Source organism: Thalassospira sp. MIT1004, assembly GCF_001858545.1.
GTDB lineage: Bacteria > Pseudomonadota > Alphaproteobacteria > Rhodospirillales > Thalassospiraceae > Thalassospira > Thalassospira xiamenensis.
Genome location: NZ_MCAO01000009.1, coordinates 1 through 18,723, shown reverse-complemented (window position 1 = coordinate 18,723; position 18,723 = coordinate 1). Strand labels below are relative to the sequence as shown.

Genomic DNA, 18,723 nt, shown 5'->3' with positions numbered 1-18,723 from the left:
GCGATTTTCGGGCGCGGATCAGTAACGTGAATCAAACGCAACAGACGCAGGAAAGCATTGATCTTTGTGCCGCCAACTGGGTTGCGCGGATGATTGACGGCGGCCTGAATGATGCAGAACACAAAGCTCTTGATGCCTGGCTTGCACAATCCCATTCCCACCAGCAAGCATTCGCCGATGCCAATCACGCACTTGCGATGATGGATGCCAGTCTGTTTTCTGACGACGTAAATGCGGCGCAGCGCTCTATACATGAGACCGACAAGCAGAACACGCAAATCCGGCCATTTACGGTAATTACAGGCAAAGGCAAAAAACCGCCTCGCCCGGGTATCGGAAAATGGGCTGCGATTGCGATGGCAGCCTGTCTGCTCATCGCACTGTTTTCCGGCAGGGTGCTGATGGGTGATCCGGCTTTGGTCTGGGGGGCAGATTATCATACTGCACCTGGCGAAATCAGAACGATCACCCTTGACGATGGCAGCAAGATAACACTTGGCCCCGATAGCGCCATTGACGTCAAATTCAGTGAACAGGAACGACGGATCGAAATTTTGACCGGCCTCGTCGACTTTCAGGCAGTTCCGATGGAGAATGCCGGTGATCGTCCCTTCGTCGTGTCCACCGGCGACGGTATCGCACGCGCTTTAGGGACCCGTTTTGTCATCGACAAATTCGATGATTATGCGTCGGTCTCCGTATTGCAACACAACGTGAAAGTCAGCCTGACAAACGGCGCGCGCCCCACAAAATCGCTCGTTCTGAGCCCCAATGAGGCTGTCAGATACAGCCGATATTCACTTGAAGATATCTATCCCGTCAATTCGGACCGTGTTCTGAGTTGGCAAAAGGGCAAGCTGATCTTTGACCGGGTTGCCTTGCGTGAAGTGGTTGCCGAGTTTTCCCGCTATCAGCATGGAAAAATCCTGATCGCCAATGAAGCCGTTGCACGGAAGCTTGTCAGTGGTGTTTTCGACATGAGCGATCCACAAATCGGGCTGGACCTGATTGCGACAGAGCTGTCTATCCGCAAGGTTTCCATCACACCGCTGCTGACATTCCTTTACTAAATCGGACGCCCAGTCTCCCGGAAAAGCCGCATTTCGGCCATTTCCCGACCTTCCTCCTGAAGAAAAACAAAAAAATAGAAATTTATCTTACTGAATCAGAATGCAAATCCCGTCTCACCTAACATCAGCAAATGCAAATCATTTGCGTTATTAAGAAAATATCGAAGATGGGGGTCTGCATAATGCAGGTAAATAAAGCCGGCAAAGCCCGGTTGGTAAAAGGTTTGGCATATCAGTTGATATGTGGTGCAAGTTTGTTTGCACTTGCTGCCGGGTTGATCGTTACGGGGGTTCCAGCCACGGCGAAAGCACAACAGGACAAAACGTCGGCGAGCAGCGCAACACCGATGGAATTTTCAATCCCGTCACAGGACCTTAATCAGGCGCTGTTGACTTTTGCCGATCAGGCAAATTTGCAATTGTTCTACGATCTGGACCGTGTCGACGGTTTGCAAAGTTCGGAACTGGAAGGCAGTTACACGCCTTCTGATGCACTTAAAGTCCTGCTGCTGGGTAGCGGTATGACCTATCGGTTCACGGGCGAGAGCACTGTTTCCCTGTCAAAGATGGAAACTTCCGATGTTGATGCGTCGACTGTTGTTGATCCGGTCTATGTCGAAGCAAATGCACAAAGCTCAAGCGAACTGGCGCATGGTTACGTCGCAACAACCAGCAGTTCGGGAACCAAAACCAGCACTCCCCTGATCGAAACCGCCAAAAGCATCTCGGTCGTGACCGAACAGGAAATTGAAGACCGCGCAGTCGCCAGCATTGAGGATGCAGTCGCCTATACCGCAGGTGTCGCAACCAATAATTACGGCTATGATCCACGCTTCGATCAGGTCTATGTCCGTGGCTATCCGGTTCATATCTATGGCGATTATCGCGACGGTCTGCGGCAGATGACCGGCGTTTACGCAACCTTCAGAACCGAACCTTATAGCCTTGAACAGCTTGAGATCGTGAAGGGACCAACGGCGGCACTATATGGTCAGACGACACCCGGCGGCTTGCTAAATAGCGTCACCAAACGCCCGCACAAAGATGCCAAAAACAACGTCTATGGACGTTTCACCGACACGGAATCCTATGAAGGTGGTTTCGACTACAATCTGGATATCAGCGAGAATGGCGAATGGGCTTCGCGATTTGTCGGCATGGCGCGTTATGGCGAAACAAGCAATGACATCCAGGATGATCGCCAGATGTTCTCGCCAACCATTCGCTGGCAACCCAATGAGAACACGGACCTGACCGTTTATACCCTTTTACAACATGACGAGACGGACGCATCTGCGACATTGCTGAACCTGAATGGCGAAGTCCTTGACTATCGTACCAGTGACGCAGATTACGACTATCAGAAGCAAGATCAGTTTCAGGTCGGCTATGAACTCACCCACCATCTGAACTCCGTGCCGGTCACCCTGGCTCAAAACACCCGATTTGGTTATTTTGACCTCACGGCCCGCTATCTCACCGGGGGCGTTGCCGGGGCTGGCTGGAATCCTTCTGACGCCAACGAATATCGACGCGTGGCGCAGGCCGTCCAGGAAACGCTCTGGAGCGCACAGGTCGACAATCAGGCAATTACCAGCTTTGAAACCGGAGAGGTTTCTCATGAATTGCTGACCGGTCTGGATTTAATGTACTCGAAATCCGATTATCGATTTGGTTCAAGTGCGGTGCTGAGCGACTACAGCTTCTATCTTGATGACCCAAACAGATCAATTTCCGGCAGCACGCCTGCCTACACGACATTGGATGATGTTACTTATAACCAGACAGGCGTCTATGTTCAGGATCAGCTGGAATACGGGAACTGGCATTTCAATGGCGGCGTTCGTTTCGACTATGCAGAGCGCAAACGCATCAGCCGCCTGACAAATACCGGCTCAACAGACTACAACACCGCAACGACTTTTAATGCCAGCGCACTTTACGCGTTCGATAACGGTGTATCGCCCTATGTCAGTTGGGGCACTTCATTCCTGCCAAGCACCAGTCAGGATATCAACGGCAAGATGCTCACCCCGACCGAAGGTGAACAATATGAAGTTGGCGTCAAATACGAACCAATCGGGTTCGATAGTTTAGTCACCGTATCTGCCTATCGGCTGACCGAGGACAATGTTGCCCGCTATGCAGGCTACAGTGCCACAATTGGTTCGTATTATGAGCCTATCGGCAAACTTGAATCACGCGGGCTTGAAATCGAAGGCAAGGCAAATGTGACCGAAAGCCTGAGCCTTGTTGCAAACTTTGCCTATAACAATGCCAAGATCGTCAAAGGCTCCTACCGTGGCAACACGCCGCTCGTAACGCCGGAAAAAACCGCATCGACCTGGGTGGATTACACTTTCCAGAACGGACCACTGAGTGGCTTCGGACTTGGCGTTGGCGTTCGCTACATCGACTCAAGCTATGCCAACTATACCAACACCAGCAAGAACAAGTCTTACACACTGCTTGATGTCGCAATCCGATATGATTTCGGTGCGGTCAGCGACAAGCTTGAAGGCCTGACACTCGCCATCAACGGCACCAACCTCGCCGACAACAAAGCCGACATTTGCAACAACGGATACTGCTACCAGAACGAGGGGCAGACCATTGCAGCAACGTTAAAATACGACTGGTAACCACGCATCCCGGGGCGCAATACCGCGCCCCGGGTCCGTTTTCCGCAATCCGCGTCCAACGCGGATTTTCTGCGTTTCCAAGAAACTGGTTCATCGCCATGGATTTGTCTGATCGCCCCGCCGTTCTTGCCATGCAGGACACCCATTTCCAAACATCAGAGGGCTCAATCCTTCTTAAGGAAGTCTCCGTCACATTTCGGGCGCGCAGCCTGACCGCGATTGTAGGCCATAACGGTTCTGGTAAATCGACGGCCCTTAAAATGCTGGCTGGGCTGAACAAACCATCGGGGGGGACCGTCACCCTTGATGGCGAAAATATTGCAAGCTTTGGCACACGCGAATTTGCAAAAAATGTTGCCTATCTGGCACAAGATCCCGGCGACGGCGCGGATTACACCGTCGAGGAACTGGTCGCTCTGGGACGGTATCCCTGGCACGGACCATTCGGGCGATTACAGGACCACGACAAACAAGCAATCGAACGTGCCATTGCTCTGACCGGGCTGGAATCATTACGTCAACGTGCTGTCCACACCCTGTCTGGTGGAGAACGGCAACGTGCATGGATCGCAGTCACGCTGGCCCAGCAGGCACCTTGCCTGCTTCTGGACGAGCCAATTTCAGCACTCGACCTTGCCCATCAATATGAAATCCTGCTTTTGCTTGAAGAACTCAGCAAGCAAGATGGCTTGTGCATCATCGCCGTTTTGCACGATATCAATCTGGCTGCGCGCTTTGCCGATCAAATCGTTGCCTTGAAAAATGGCCATCTGATTGCGGATGCATCCCCTCAAACCATTATGCAGCCCAATATTCTGCGCGATATTTTCGGCATCGACATGCTTGTCCAGCCCCATCCAACCAATGGGCATCCTGTTGCCTTGGCCAATGTGTGACGGGACGAATTTCAATGCATAAACCAATCCCTTTATATTCACGCAGATCATTCCTGCGCCTTGTCACGCAGGCATCGATTATATCAGGATGCGGTTACGCTTTATCCGGCCTGATGGCAGAAACCACATCGGCGGCAGTTCCCAAACGCATCGTGATCGCAGACGGCGCAATCAGCGAAACGGCACTGGCGATGGGGATTGTTCCGTTAGCGATGGCCGATATTCCGGGTTATCAGGCATGGGTGCAGGAACCGGCTGTTCCAGATAGGGTCATTAACCTTGGCGCACGTTTCCAGCCAAGCCTTGAACGTCTGGCACAGCTTAAACCTGATCTGATCCTGACCAGCAGCTTCTATGCAAACCAATATGCCAGCCTACGTGATCTGGCACCGATTGAAAAAATCGACATTTACAGCAGCAGCAAAACCCCGTTTTCAAATGCGGTTACCGCAGCACGCAAAATTGGCGACGTCACCGGTCACCCGAACGCCGCCGATAGACTGGTTGCTGATACAGCTGCGCGAATTGAACATGCTGCCCGACAACTTTCAACTCCAAAAGCCCGTTCGGTTTTGATTACCAGCATGCTGTCCCCCAGACACATGCGCGTATTTGGCCAAAACAGTCTGATGCAGGATGTTATTGCGCAACTCCCCATCCAGAATGCCTGGACTGGCCCAACCAATCATTGGGGGTTTGCGACCGTTTCGATTGATCAGGTCGCGCAATATACCGATGCCGCAATGATTGCCATCGAACCGGTGCCTGACAATGTTGACCGGGCAATTGATCACAGTCCCATTCTTTCCGAACTTCCACCGATCAAACGCTACGGGCTGATCAGGATGCCCCCGATTGCAACATTTGGTGGCCTGTTTGCCGCCGGTCGTTTTGCCGACCTGCTGGCAAAGTCGCTTACCCAAGCCACGCCGGAGAATGCCGAGGCGACATCATCATGACAACAACATTGCGTAACCACCCCGCATATCTGGGCACCATACCGACGACGATTTTCATTGCAGCTTTGCTGCTAAGCGCCCTTTCACTGCATATCGAAACGGGAAGCCTGAACCCTGCAATAATTTTCGATCTTGCATCTGCGTCGGGTACACAATCCTTGTTGCTAACCCATGGCTGGGTGCCAAGGTTTTTGATCTCCTTTGTCGCCGGTGCAGGTTTGGCGACGGCCGGTGCACTGTTTCAGCACACACTCAAAAACCCGTTAGCGTCACCGTCCACACTTGGCCTTGCTGGTGGGGCAAAACTGTTTCTGACACTGGCAACACTGTATGTTCCCGGCGCACTTGTCATTGGCCACGATATCATTGCCCTGCTGGGTGCTTTAGTGGTCGGTATGTTGGTTTTTGCCTTGGCCCGACGTAGCGGTTTCTCGCCGTTGGTGGTGATCCTGACGGGTATGATCATTGGGCTTTATTGCGGGGCTGTGACCACCGCCCTTGCAATCATTCATCATGAATGGCTCAAAAGCCTGTTTATCTGGGGCAGCGGTGATCTTACTCAGGATGGCTGGTACATTTTGAATCCGCTGACCATCAAAGTCGCGATCGGGATGGTCGTTGCAATTATGCTGACCCGCCCGCTTGAGATGCTGAACCTGAATGATCATCAGGCAACGGCCCTTGGTGCATCACCGGCCCGACTGCGTATGCTGTGCCTCCTGATCGGCTGCTGGCTGACGGCAGTTACCGTTGCCGCAGTTGGTATTGTCGGTTTTGTTGGCTTGGCCGGTCCCGCAATCACACGCATGATCGGTATAAGACGCCTGCGCCACAAACTGATCGCATCTGCACTGTTTGGAGCTCTACTGCTTTGTGCCGCCGACCAAGGAGTACAGGTCCTTTCGGGTCATCTCGGAACTCTTGTTCCTGCAGGGGCCTTGACCGGTGTTTTCGGCGGGCCATTACTGATTATTCTCATAAGGCAACTACGTGCCAATTCCCCACCATCACGCAGCACAACAGCAATCCCGACGAAGGATAGGAGCCTTCGGCAAAGCAGAATGATCCTTGGAACTTGTGTCCTGCTGGCCATTGCGGGTGCGATATTCATAGGACGTGACGTAAATGGGTTCTGGCAACTTCAATGGACAAATGATCTGCAAACTGTCTGGCCATGGCGTGGCCCGCGCATTTTGGGGGCAATCGCGGCTGGAACAATGCTGGCAATTGCCGGAACCGTCTTGCAGCGCATGACAGCAAACCCGATGGCCAGCCCCGAAAGTCTCGGTGTTAGTGCCGGGGCGGCAATTGGCATGATCGCCATCATCTTTGCGATTGATGCACCATCTACATGGCTTCAGATTTCCGGGGCCGCAATTGGCGCATTCGTGACACTGGTTGCGATTTTTGTCCTGACGCGGAAATCGGGATATGCACCGGAGCGCATTCTCATTGCCGGAATTGCAATCGGAGCATTATTTGATGGTTTCATTGCATTCCTGATGGCAGGTGGCGATCCACGTGCCGCACGCCTTCTGGCCTGGAGTTCGGGGTCCACTTACGGGCTGGGCTTCGACCGTGCCACTATTCTTGCAATCGTTGCTGTTACCGCCCTGCCAATCCTGCCTGCGCTTGCACGCTGGCTTAATCTATTTCCGCTAGGCCCCATCACCACAAAGTCGATGGGTGTGGACCTGTCGGTGTCACGTGGCAGCATGTTGCTGTTCGCTGCCATTCTGACGGCCGCGGCAACATTGCTGGTAGGGCCGCTCAGCTTTGCCGGCTTGATTGCCCCACATCTTGCGCGATTAGCCGGGTTCCGCCACGCGCTTTCACATAGTATCGGAGCTGCTTTTATCGGTGCCGCCCTGATGGTGAGTGCCGATTGGCTTGGACGGATGTTGTTCTTTCCGTGGGAAATACCTGCTGGCCTGATGGCTGCGATCATTGCCGGACCGGTTCTGGTTTGGCTGCTTATGCGTATCGGACAAACCTCATCATGATGTCAGCACCACACAATCAATCGAACCTGCCGCCGCGGCAGCCCTCCATCAACGGGACAGAAAGCAAACTGCTTTCGGAAATCAAGGCTCAGGTTTTTCAGGGCCCCTATCAGGGGCTCGGCGAACGTCATCACGTTACTGCCGACGCCAAGGCCGGTATTGACTGTTTTGACTTGCATGATCCCGAATGCCTTTCCCCGCTGCTGGATCACTATTGCAAGATGAAATATCCCAATGATGATCGTCGTGCCGCGGTTTCGATGTGGTCACAGTGGTATTTCGGGCTTCTTCTATCGCCTATGCTGGTCATGGGTTCCGGGGGTGAAGTAGTACTGCCGTTTCAGGCTGGCTTTGTCAGCATGAAGTCAGATGACGTCAATTGCCCGGTTGGCTTTGATTTAACCGACGGGTACGTTCGCCAAACGGTTACCGATCCTGTTGCACCTTGTCCATGGGTACATTTTGATAATTTGATATCCATGCATCTCACCCCTCTGATTATGTCGCTTTCAACCTCATCAAAGGTTTCCCCCAAAGTATTCTGGTCAAATGTTGGGGTGGTAATTGCCTATGTCGAAAAACACGTTCTCAAGGACAGCCGTATCTCGCTTGTACCGCTGATCAGTGACGCAAAACGCCCCGACGATATGCGCAACCCTCTGGCAAATCCATACAGCACCAAACAATCAGAAGATGGCAGCCTTTCCAGGCGTGTCTGTTGCCTGCGGTATTTGCTCACCAGTGTCGAAATCTGCCCCACCTGCCCGCTCGCAAAACTCTAGAAATTCCACAAGCCCCTTGCATAACTGCGTTCACTTTCCGGACACGCAGTTTTCCTTACTGAAAGCGATCAGAAATCCCGTCTCATGAATCATGAGGCGGGTTTGGAGCACCATCAGGCCCTGCTCAAAAAACAAAAGATGTATCGACCTCACGGAGAGTGCAAAGCCACGTCCCAAACTTGCAAGTGACTATTAATTTCACTTATGAGCAAACCAATGGAGACTATTGGAAAATGCACCTATCAAACCGACTTGAGCCGAAATCCTTTGAGCACAAACAGAGACACGAACTGCTGATCAAAACCCGGGACATTGAAGGAAAGTTGCGTCGCATTGCCCAATCCATCGTCAAATGCCCACATCTTGCAGATGATATTGTTCAGGACACATATGCCAAACTTCTAACTATACAGATTGACGAGGAAGTCTCCACGCCAAGTGCATTTATCACCCGCATTGTACGCAACATGGCCATTGACAAGGTGCGGCAGATGACATTTGAACGCAGCCTGTTTTCAGGCAGCGACCAAACCGAGTTCTGCCCGGCAGGTACTGCCAATTGTCCGGAAGCACGACTAAGCGGATGTCAGGCCCTGCGCGTCATTGAACACACCTTGCAGGAACTGCCGCCCCATGTTCGCAATGCTTTTTATCGCCACCGTGTCGATGGGTATGCGCAAAACGTCATTGCCAGAGATATCGGCGTTTCAAAGGCATCTGTCTGCGCCTATATTCATCTGGCCGATCAAAGTTGTCGCAAGGCCCTGCAAAATGCCGAACTGTTGCGTCCCGCCTGATTGGTAAGGAGGATCGGCAGCCGGGATAAAAAATATTTGTCCCGGCCGCTTGCCGATCAATTATCACACCATACTATCCCCACGCCTGAACCACAGCGCCATCTGCCACATGCGTCCCATCTGCAACCCAATCGACAATTGGCCGGTTTTGATCGAGATCGAACACATTCTGCCCCATCAGTGCATTGACGATCTTCGCACTGCGCCATGCCATCAGGCTGAGCTGTGGTTCAAAGATTCCCAGATCAATACGCCCGGCATTTTGAACGAAGATGCTACGATCAGCCGGGCCATCCCAACAGGCACGAAAATCCGCATCAAGCCGGTAGGCACCAGACACACCTTCTTCAAGACGTGCACGCAATGGTGCCATGAATTCCGGCAAGGCCGTTTCATATCCTGTTGCAAGGATCAATGCATCGACATGGAAGAATTCAACATCCTGATTAAGGCCGTTGCGCGCCGCTATCCTGAAATCTTCCCCATCATGCTGAACCTGAAAGACCTCACGTTGCGGCAACAATCGCGCAATGACGTTACCCTCATCAAGATATCTTTGCCGATAGATCAGCTGATAGATCGACTTCAATGTCGAAAGCGAAGCCCCGTCACTTGCCAGCTTCTGGCGCGACATAAGCTCCTGCTTCCGGCTATCGTGCAATCTGGCAAAGATATCAGCATATCCGGGGGTAAAATATTCATTCACAAACGGCGTATCATCAAGTGGCTCAAAATTATCGCGCCGCGATAGCCAAAGGACTTCTTCCACATTCCCGTCATTTCCGCCAAGCAGATACTCCACAAGCTCCGCCCCGCTCTGACCACCGCCGATAACCGCGACCCGTTTGCCATGTAAATCAGGCAATCGCGATTTTGCCTGGCTTGTATGGAAACATTTCTCAACCGGCAGATGACGTGCCCAACCGGGCACAAAAGCAGGCTTTCCGATGCCAATTGCAAGATTGCGCGCCACATAGGTGCCATTGTCTGAACGCACCTGGAAGTCATTGCCGTCAAATTCGACTTCCCGCACCGCATTATTGAACACAAGCCCGCCAAGATGATCCGCAACCCATTTCAGATACGCTGCAAACTCCCGACGCGGTACGGCTGCAAAATCGGCATTCATGAAATCAAGCATACGTTTCTGGCTGACCATATAGGACAGAAACGACCATTTGCTTGTCGGGTTGGTAAGGGTCACAAGATCCTTCAGGAAAGATGTCTGAAGTTCAACACCGGGCAGCATCATGTCGGGATGCCAGGCAAATTCAGCCTTTTGTTCCAGAAATGCATATTTCACATCGCGAACGTCATCAAGTTGTGCCGCAAGACTAAGATTGAAAGGACCAATCCCGATCCCGACCAGATCCAGCTTATCCATCTTCTGAGTCCTTCTAATTGCCTGAAAATTCGGAGCTGACTGTCTGTTCAAACGCACGTTGCAAACGTCGTCCAAACAGTCTGTGAAATGCAGGGTCACCAATGATGGTCAAATGGTCTGTGCCAGGAATGTGTTCTGGTTGCTCCGCCCGACGTGACAGGGCCTGCCAGTCAATGAGATCAAGCTTGCGACTTACGGTATCACCTGCCAGCCAGGATGCGATTGGTGCGTCATAAGGAAGAAGTTCATGGCGCCGAAAGACAAGGGCATTATCAATCAGCACCCAAAAAGTGTGCTCCCGTGTCCCAATTCCTGGACCATCTATCGGAAGGCCAAATTCGCTTTTACCGACGAAATGGACAAACTGCGCATAGGCAAGATCATCCATCAGCGCCAAAAGGCGTTCCCATTCCTCGCGCATTGCGGTTTGTTGTAGCCAGCGGCGAATGTTGCTTTCGATCTCCTCACGCTCCCCCGGTTGGAATTTTGGTCGGGCATTCAGATCAAAATCATCATCCATGTCACAAACATCGACCATACCGATCAGACGCAGATCAATATCGCGGCCCAACATCCGGGCGGCTTCATAGGCAAGCAAGCCTCCCCACGACCAGCCAAGAAATGCACAGGATCGTCCTTTGGCCTCGCGATGCACGATCTCGGCATAGCGTGCGCTAATGTCTGATACAGAAACGTCAAGTTCCTGACTGTCTGAAAGCGAATGGCACATGAACCCCACAGCCGATTGATCCGCACCAAGGCTCTTAACCAGCTTCATATATTCACGCGTGCTGACCAGAAGCCCCGGAAAACAATAAAGAACGGGCTGCTCTGGCCTGCCTTTCTGCAAATGCACAATGTCAGCACCCGGTTTGCATTCCGGTTCAAAAAGCGCCGTCAGAAAGGTTCGGACTGTCGGGAAATTGAAAAGATCCGTGATTTCAGCATTTCTATCCGGGAACTGTTCACGAATCTTTCCCAGCACCCGAAGAGCGGTGATCGAGTTTCCCCCGATTTCAAAAAAATTATCGCTAACGCCAATGTCATCCAGTCCCAGCGCCGATTTCCAGATCGCAAGCACAGCGATCTCATCATCATTTGCAGGAAGCGTTATCGTACCTTCCCGACGTGGCAGAGGAAGCTGTGCCTTGTCGACCTTGTGATTGGCATTGAGCGGAAGCATCGTCATCTCAATGATGTAACCAGGCACCATTGAGCTTGGTAAAAGCTGCTGCAAGCGCGCACGAACTGACCGGGTATCAACCGACGCACCCGATCGCGGAACCACATAGGCAATCAGTTCAAGCCGGGATGCAACATCCGCCGCGATAACCACGCAGTTGGCAACATCATCAAACCCGCGCAGGACAGTTTCAATTTCCGCTGGTTCAATCCGATGACCACGGATTTTGACCTGATCATCGACACGTCCGGCAAACTGGATCATGCCGTCTGGCAAGAAACGCCCCAGATCACCGGTGCGATACATCCGCGCGTCATCGGCAAGCGCAAATTTGTCATAAACAAAAAGGCTGTCGGTCTTTTCCGGCAAATTGTTATAGCCGCGTGCCACACAATATCCACCAAGATGGATTTCACCGATCTCGCCATCGGCAACCGGATTGCCATCACCGTCAAGGATATAGGCCCAACGATCACCAACCGGACGCCCGATCGGGGCGGTTACTGTCTCACAAAGCTGATCCTGATTAACCCGCCATAACATTGGGGTCATCACCGTTTCGGTCGGGCCGTAACCATTGATCAGATAGCGTGAATTGATCGCACGAGCGATGCGATTGAAGGTTTCTTTTGGCATTGCCTCGCCACCAAAAGAACAAAGCGTCAGATCAAGTGTCTGTTCCTTTTCTCGTAACCAGCCGGCCAATTCATGAACGTAGCTTGTCGCAAACGATGCATGCGTAACGCCGTGATTGCGGATCGCACCGACCGTGTCTTCAGGTGTCCAGAGAAGCTGATCTGGCAACAGAATGCTGCCCCCGGCCATCAGCGGGACAATCCATCGTTCGTGGCCACCGTCCGAAGAAAAAGGAAGAAATGGCAGTTCCCGCGATGTTTCATCCATAAGATAAAGCGGACCAGTCGCGTTCAAATGATCAACGAGAGGACCGTGATCAACCATCACGCCCTTTGGCTTTCCTGTCGAACCAGATGTGTAGATGACATAGGCCAGTTGATCTGCACTCGGTGTTGTAGCTTCAAACCGGACTTCCTCTGTCCCGACATCTTCAACCAGAACGGCTTCAAGATCATGGTTGCCCAAGCTTGCCAAACCATCGCGGCTGGTTACGGCGAAGCGCGCACCGCAATCAGATAGCACATGCCGGTTGCGGGTTTCGGGATGCAGTGGGTCCACCGGAACAAACGCACCACCCGACTTCCAGACCCCCAGAATGGCGGCAATCGCCATCGCTGACTTCGGCAAAACAACAACAACAACGTCACCAACCCCAACACCCCTTGCCACAAGCGCATGTGCAATCGCGTCTGAGGTTTGCTTCAAACGTTTGCGCGACCAGTCATCGTTCGTCGCCAGAATGACTGTCCGGTCCGGATCGCTTTGGCAAAAACGGTCAATGACTTCATGTGGATACCCCGTCATGGGCCAAGGGGCCTCTGCCCAAGGTAATCCATTCGCAATCAAGTGCTGGTCTGACTTGGAAAAGGGCTTTGTAGCCAAATCAAAAGAAGCGGCAGATACCGCCTGAGAACCGTTCATGGTCGTCTCCATGCTGACAAAGCAATTATTGCATTTGCAGGGGAGACGATCCGTTCGGATGTAAATTCAGTTTTTTCTGCACGCAAACGCAAAAAAGATCACTGAACTTCCTGCCCTCTCACTCGTCCGGACTAGAGCAAGATAATCGGCCCCGATGGGCTGGTACCATGGAAACAAGGAGTCCCGGACATGAATGTCATGACACAAGAAAGCCCAACACAATCCTCGATGAAAACATTTCAGATCAAACACTTCCAGCAGGTGGGCAGGCGGCATTCCGTAGTCGAAGGTGGGCACCTGCACCTGTCTGGCGAAAACGAGAATCACGACTTTTATTTTACACTGACATCAAATCAGATCGTCCTTGATGATATCGCCAGTATGACTTTATGTGTTCTTGACCAATATGGTTTGGCTGCTTTGGCCGAGGCGCTTTTTGCCGTTCATCCGGCACGCTATGAAATCCGCCTTCCCAATCAACTTGATCCTGACTGGCTTAGCCAGATGGCCCGAAGTGGATTGATTACTCACACTGCAGGCGACAATACCATCTATTCAGGTGACCTATACCAACTGTCTCTTAACTGGCTGGAGCATCCTGAAAGGAATAGCTTTCCGCTACGCTACACCTCAACGAATGGCCGTCGCCATCCGGTTCGTCGACCAAGCGCGCACCAGACGCTCTATTCCCGCTACATTCCATGGATCAATAAAACGATCCGTTTTGAACGGGCTGATCCAACGCGCCACCTTGGGTATTTCCATAAATGGATGAATGACCCACGCGTAGATGTTTTCTGGGAAGAATCTGGCACGGAAGCGAAGCATCAGGCCTTCCTTGAAAACCGGCTGAATGATCCCCGGACAGAACCGCTTATCGGATTTTTTGATGATGCACCTTTCGGGTATTTCGAACTCTATTGGGCCCAGGAGGACCGGCTGGGCGAACACTACACGGCCGAGGATTTTGATCGTGGCTGGCATGTTGCAATCGGTGAGGAAGCTTTTCGCGGCAAGGAATACCTTACAGCATGGTTGCCATCACTGATGCACTATATGTTCCTTGATGATCCTCGCACCCAGCGGATCGTCGGCGAGCCCGACGCTGGTCATGATCAGCAAATCCGCAATCTTTTACGTTCAGGCTTTGCCGGTCTCAAACAGGTTCGCTTCCCGCACAAGACATCTCTTCTGGTGATGCTGCTGCGTGAACGGTTCTTTGATGACCGCCTTTATGTTCCGGACTTTGTTCGTAACGAGGATATATCCTGATGCGCAAACGTGAACTTCCGGACCTGAATGATCCTGCGATCATGCGTTTGATCCTGCGACTGGCCTTGCCTTCTGTGGCGGGGCTTTCGATCAATGCGATAAATCAGGTTGTCGACGCTTTTTTCGTCTCGCATTATGCGCTCAGTGCCATGGCCGGTGTAACGCTCTCGATCCCGTGCTTCATGCTTGTCGGTGCCATTGGCCATGGATTGGGTATCACGGCCTCAACCGAAATTGGTCGGGCGCTTGGTCACGGAAATGCAAATGATGCAACCCGTGCGGCTTCACTCGCATTGGCGCTGGCGATCATATTCGGGATTGTCGTTGCGGCCCTGATCTTCCTCTTTCATGTTCCGATCCTGCATATCCTTGGTGCAAGCGGCGATGTCTTTGGTGAAGCTGCTATCTATATGCGCATCCTTGGAGCCTGTGCCGTCCTTGTACTTTTGCAGATCGTATGTGATTTCATTGCAATCGGCGAAGGCAACAGCCGGTTCTCCATGTACACCCTGATCGGATCATTTGGTCTGAACATGGCCCTGGATCCGATCCTGATTTTCAGTTTTGACATGGGCGTTGCCGGTGCAGCCTGGGCAACCGTTATCTCACAGATCGCTGCCCTTGGGGCATATCTCTGTTACTTCCGGAAACGTCTGGGCCGCGTGCACCCAGCGTTATCGGCTCTTCGTCAACTGAAATGGCGGCCTGCTCTTTATCCTTTCGCAAAGCTCGGCATACCGGCAAGCTCGACGACTGTACTTGCATCCGTTTGCTTTGCCATTTTGATGCAGGCGGCAAACGTTCATGGAACCGAGGATGAACTGGCCGGACTGGCCATTTCTCTTCGCATCGTGCTGCTGGCAATCCTGCCAATCATCGGCTTTTGCCTTGGAGCACAACCGATCCTGAGTTATGCGGCCGGTGCCCATAATCAAAATCGCTTTGATGCCGTTTTCAAAGGGATCGTTCTTTATTGCACTGGTTTTTCGTTAAGCTGTGCCCTTATTGCATTTCTGTTTGGTGATCTACTGATCACGGCATTTGTTGATCGTGCAGAGCTTGTCGAATTTGGAGGGCATCTGCTTGATATTCTCGCCATTCAGATCGCCTGCATCGGGATTTACCAACCAATGGTATCGCGGTTTCAGGCCGCCAACAATGCCCGGCACGCCGCGATGGTAAGCATGGCCCCACAAGGTTACATCCAGATCCCGCTCGCCATCCTTTTACCAATGGCCGTCGGGTTTGATGGAATTGTCATGGCACCGGCACTTGCCGCTGTGCTGACGACCCTGCTTGCGGTTTTCCTTACCTTTTCGGGGATCAGATCACTTCCCATCAAGGAGCTTTCATCATGAATGAACTGCCCACAAAACCATTGAGTATACATCAGGGCGAAATACGGCATTTGGGTGCGCATGACCCAAATTATGAACGACATTTCCGTGCTGTTTCTCAACCGATTTATCAAACATCCCTTTTCGCATTCAGTGATTTTGACGACATGGCAAATGCCTATGCCGGGAATCCGGGGGGACCGATCTATGCCCGTGGCGACAACCCGACTGTCATGGCGTTCGAGCGCGAAATCGCCCGGCGGGAGAATACCGAAGCCTCCCGCGCGTTTGCCAGTGGGATGGGTGCTATCAGCGCAACGGTCATGGCTCTTGTTGCGCCAGGTGATCGAATTGTGACTGTCCATAATGTCTATTCGGATGCCTATCGCCTGTTTGAAACGATGCTCAGGCCAATGGGGGTCAAGATTGACTATGTCGATGGCAAAGATACCGATGCCGTTATTGCCGCTATTACGGATGCAAGGTTACTGTTTCTGGAAAGCCCGACATCGCTGACCTTCGAGCTACAGGACCTTGAAAAACTCGCCACTGCTGCCAGGGCAAACGATGTCATTACGGTCATTGATAATTCTTGGGCGACACCTGTTTTTCAAAAACCTGCGGATCACGGCATTGACCTTGTCATTCATGCCGCATCAAAATTCCTGTCAGGGCATAGCGATACCGTGGCAGGCGTTGTTACAGGGCGTCAATCATTGATCGACCGTATCAATGCATCGACCTTCCCCTATCTTGGTGGAAAGCTTGGGCCGTTTGAAGCATGGCTTCTTCTGCGTGGGCTTGATACCCTCGAATTGCGCATGCAAAGGCACGCCCTGAACGGAGAATATCTGGCCAGAAATCTTGCCGTGCATCCACAGGTTTCATCCGTGCTTTATTCCGGTTTCAGTGACCACCCCGGAAGTAAAACCCTGCACGGTCATTCCAGCCTGTTTTCGATCATTCTTGATGACGCCGTTGATATCCGGGCTTTTAGCAACGCACTTCGAATATTTCGCCTGGGTGTCAGTTGGGGCGGCCCTGAAAGCCTTGTCGTGCCTGCGGCTGCGGTACTTCATCAGAAATACGATGTCAGCGCGTTCCGTCACTTCAAACTCAACCCCCAACTTGTCCGCATCTATGGCGGGCTTGAGAACCCCGAAGACCTGCTTGCCGACCTCAAACAGGCAATTGCCGTCGGTCTGAAACGGTAGACGCAGGTTTTCCGGAACGACCAAAAGCAAAGGGCGCCCAGACGGCGCCCTTTTCGTTCTTTGCCAAACAGACAGAACTAACTGCTGCTCACCGAAACCTCAATCCGTCGCGATCCGGGTCGAGTCAACAACGTCAATATCCATTCAAGCGGGCCGCGCGATGCCACCCTGAACCAGACTTGTGCAAATACAACCCATCCCAGATACATCACCAATGAAATCCACAAACAGTCGACCAAACTGACCTGATTGTGCAATCCGGCACCATATCCAAAAAATACAAACCCCATGATCAACGACATGCCAAGGTAGATGGTCAGTGACATGCGTCCTGCTGGCGCAATAAATGATGTCAAACCGTTACATGATCTCGACATGAAGCCCCACATCGCTACTGACACCAGAACAAGAGACAGCGGCACAGCGAACAACGGACGCAAAATCAGGGCCATCATAAAGAAGCGTTCTGGCTCTGCTGATGCTGGCAAGGCGGCCAACACGCCATAAACCACGCTACCCAGAATTGCCGGAATGACCGCAAACGATGCAATCAATCGCAACCTGCCAATCAGAACATCAAATCCAAGTGCATCACAATATCGCGCGGCGGCCAACCCGCCGCACATCGCTGCCGCCACCAACAGGTAATTGCTCCAAAGACAGTAAAGCTGGAACCCGCTCCAGCTATCGAGCCGGATGGCCATGACATCAACAAAACTCCCCGACGCCAGCACTTCGGAAACCGGTATGTCCGGCGCAACATAAGGTACAGGGTTTACCGTCATGTTTACACCAAACAAGGCATTGCCAATAACAGCCCAAGCCCATAGTCCGATGGCATAGGTCAGAAGAGAACGTACCGAATGATTGCGCACAAAGACCAACAACAGGCCAATGACCGCATAGGGTAAAAGAATATCTGCTTCAAACAGCAGCGTCAGGTTCACCACGCCAAACAATGCCAAGACCACGAGACGTCGAATGTAGAATGACAGACCGTAACGCTGAAACTGTTGAAAGGCAGCAAAACCAAACAGCGCAGAAAAGATCAGGATAAACTTGCTTTCAAACAGCCCCTGAATCACACCAGCAGCGATGACATTCGCCCAAAGTGGCGTTGCATCCTGCCATACCCCACCGGCAAAGCCATACGTAATGGCAAAAAATGGCAGATTGACCACGAGTATCCCAAACAGGGCAAACGCACGAAGTGCATCAATTGAAGGTTCGCGTTGCTTGAACATTTATCTTTCCTTTGATGATAACGCGTTAAAGGAAAGACGTTTGGGATATCGGTAAGTTCAGGCTAAAGACGGTCGCTATATCTCAAAGCGAGAGCGCATCTCTATCTTTACGATCAATTTCGTTACGTGAACAGTAGAGCTACCGATCAATATAGCCCCGAATTGAGGCAACCATCCCTAAAGCAAATAAAATTCGCAACTCGTAAACCGTAACCTATGAAACAAAACACCCCGCTCGACTTTCACCGAGCAGGGTGTTTTAATCTAGAGCACTGCTATATCTCGCACAGGAGCGAGTTATAACAAAAGTGGTTGCGGGGGCAGGATTTGAACCTGCGGCCTTCAGGTTATGAGCCTGACGAGCTACCGGGCTGCTCCACCCC

13 protein-coding genes are annotated in these 18,723 nt (G+C 52.1%); 10 read left to right on the top strand and 3 right to left on the bottom strand.

What is annotated here, in order from left to right; translation table 11 throughout:
• Positions 1 to 26 precede the first annotated feature (26 nt).
• From BC440_RS04270 to BC440_RS04240, 7 genes are all read left to right on the top strand, one after another.
• The gene (locus tag BC440_RS04270; RefSeq protein ID WP_071239624.1) at positions 27 to 1,070 is read left to right on the top strand and encodes a FecR domain-containing protein; all 1,044 of its coding nucleotides are present in this window, start codon (positions 27 to 29) and stop codon (positions 1,068 to 1,070) included.
• 347 nt (positions 1,071 to 1,417) lie between these two features.
• Positions 1,418 to 3,712 carry a TonB-dependent siderophore receptor gene (locus BC440_RS04265; protein ID WP_175484459.1) on the top strand — a complete coding sequence of 765 codons (2,295 nt, stop codon included), beginning with the start codon at positions 1,418 to 1,420 and terminating at the stop codon, positions 3,710 to 3,712.
• Positions 3,713 to 3,810: 98 nt separating this feature from the next.
• Complete coding sequence (locus BC440_RS04260) at positions 3,811 to 4,608, top strand: ABC transporter ATP-binding protein (protein ID WP_071239622.1); 798 nt, start codon at positions 3,811 to 3,813, stop codon at positions 4,606 to 4,608.
• Positions 4,609 to 4,622: 14 nt separating this feature from the next.
• The gene (locus BC440_RS04255) at positions 4,623 to 5,567 is read left to right on the top strand and encodes an ABC transporter substrate-binding protein (RefSeq protein WP_083379300.1); all 945 of its coding nucleotides are present in this window, start codon (positions 4,623 to 4,625) and stop codon (positions 5,565 to 5,567) included.
• The gene (gene fhuB / locus BC440_RS04250; RefSeq protein ID WP_083379299.1) at positions 5,564 to 7,570 is read left to right on the top strand and encodes a Fe(3+)-hydroxamate ABC transporter permease FhuB; all 2,007 of its coding nucleotides are present in this window, start codon (positions 5,564 to 5,566) and stop codon (positions 7,568 to 7,570) included. Before BC440_RS04255 ends, fhuB begins: the two co-directional genes overlap by 4 nt.
• Positions 7,534 to 8,352 carry a siderophore-iron reductase FhuF gene (gene fhuF / locus BC440_RS04245; RefSeq protein ID WP_139192072.1) on the top strand — a complete coding sequence of 273 codons (819 nt, stop codon included), beginning with the start codon at positions 7,534 to 7,536 and terminating at the stop codon, positions 8,350 to 8,352. Before fhuB ends, fhuF begins: the two co-directional genes overlap by 37 nt.
• A gap of 158 nt (positions 8,353 to 8,510) precedes the next feature.
• A complete protein-coding gene (locus BC440_RS04240; RefSeq protein WP_139192071.1) occupies positions 8,511 to 9,149 on the top strand; it encodes a sigma-70 family RNA polymerase sigma factor in 639 nt (212 codons plus the stop codon).
• Positions 9,150 to 9,222: 73 nt separating this feature from the next.
• On the opposite strand, the gene BC440_RS04235 is transcribed toward BC440_RS04240, so the two are convergent.
• Entirely contained in the window at positions 9,223 to 10,533 is a 1,311-nt protein-coding gene (locus BC440_RS04235; protein ID WP_007092385.1) for a SidA/IucD/PvdA family monooxygenase, read from the bottom strand.
• A gap of 13 nt (positions 10,534 to 10,546) precedes the next feature.
• Positions 10,547 to 13,156 (bottom strand): amino acid adenylation domain-containing protein, encoded by a 2,610-nt coding sequence (locus BC440_RS04230; RefSeq protein WP_071239619.1) that lies wholly within the window; start codon positions 13,154 to 13,156, stop codon positions 10,547 to 10,549.
• A 306-nt stretch (positions 13,157 to 13,462) separates the two neighbouring features.
• Between BC440_RS04230 and BC440_RS04225 the strand changes: the two genes are divergently transcribed.
• Genes BC440_RS04225 through BC440_RS04215 form a run of 3 tightly spaced genes read left to right on the top strand, consistent with a single transcriptional unit; the run spans position 13,463 to position 17,096 of the window.
• Entirely contained in the window at positions 13,463 to 14,545 is a 1,083-nt protein-coding gene (locus tag BC440_RS04225; protein WP_071239618.1) for a GNAT family N-acetyltransferase, read from the top strand.
• Positions 14,545 to 15,903, top strand: a complete 1,359-nt coding sequence (locus BC440_RS04220; RefSeq protein ID WP_007092382.1) for an MATE family efflux transporter — start codon at positions 14,545 to 14,547, stop codon at positions 15,901 to 15,903. Before BC440_RS04225 ends, BC440_RS04220 begins: the two co-directional genes overlap by 1 nt.
• Positions 15,900 to 17,096 carry an aminotransferase class I/II-fold pyridoxal phosphate-dependent enzyme gene (locus tag BC440_RS04215; protein ID WP_071239617.1) on the top strand — a complete coding sequence of 399 codons (1,197 nt, stop codon included), beginning with the start codon at positions 15,900 to 15,902 and terminating at the stop codon, positions 17,094 to 17,096. The genes BC440_RS04220 and BC440_RS04215 overlap by 4 nt, the downstream gene beginning before the upstream one ends.
• A 77-nt stretch (positions 17,097 to 17,173) precedes the next feature.
• On the opposite strand, the gene BC440_RS04210 is transcribed toward BC440_RS04215, so the two are convergent.
• On the bottom strand, positions 17,174 to 18,340 hold the full coding sequence (locus BC440_RS04210; RefSeq protein WP_007092559.1) for a DUF418 domain-containing protein: 1,167 nt from the start codon (positions 18,338 to 18,340) through the stop codon (positions 17,174 to 17,176).
• Positions 18,341 to 18,723: the final 383 nt, after the last annotated feature.

Coding starts and splice junctions, on each gene's coding strand:
- BC440_RS04215 (WP_071239617.1), top strand. CDS start 15,900: ATGAATGAACTGCCCACAAAACCATTGAGTATACATCAGGGCGAAATA.
- fhuB (WP_083379299.1), top strand. CDS start 5,564: ATGACAACAACATTGCGTAACCACCCCGCATATCTGGGCACCATACCG.
- BC440_RS04235 (WP_007092385.1), bottom strand. CDS start 10,533: ATGGATAAGCTGGATCTGGTCGGGATCGGGATTGGTCCTTTCAATCTT.
- BC440_RS04260 (WP_071239622.1), top strand. CDS start 3,811: ATGGATTTGTCTGATCGCCCCGCCGTTCTTGCCATGCAGGACACCCAT.
- BC440_RS04230 (WP_071239619.1), bottom strand. CDS start 13,156: ATGACGGGGTATCCACATGAAGTCATTGACCGTTTTTGCCAAAGCGAT.
- BC440_RS04225 (WP_071239618.1), top strand. CDS start 13,463: ATGAATGTCATGACACAAGAAAGCCCAACACAATCCTCGATGAAAACA.
- BC440_RS04265 (WP_175484459.1), top strand. CDS start 1,418: ATGGAATTTTCAATCCCGTCACAGGACCTTAATCAGGCGCTGTTGACT.
- BC440_RS04255 (WP_083379300.1), top strand. CDS start 4,623: ATGCATAAACCAATCCCTTTATATTCACGCAGATCATTCCTGCGCCTT.
- BC440_RS04220 (WP_007092382.1), top strand. CDS start 14,545: ATGCGCAAACGTGAACTTCCGGACCTGAATGATCCTGCGATCATGCGT.
- BC440_RS04210 (WP_007092559.1), bottom strand. CDS start 18,340: ATGTTCAAGCAACGCGAACCTTCAATTGATGCACTTCGTGCGTTTGCC.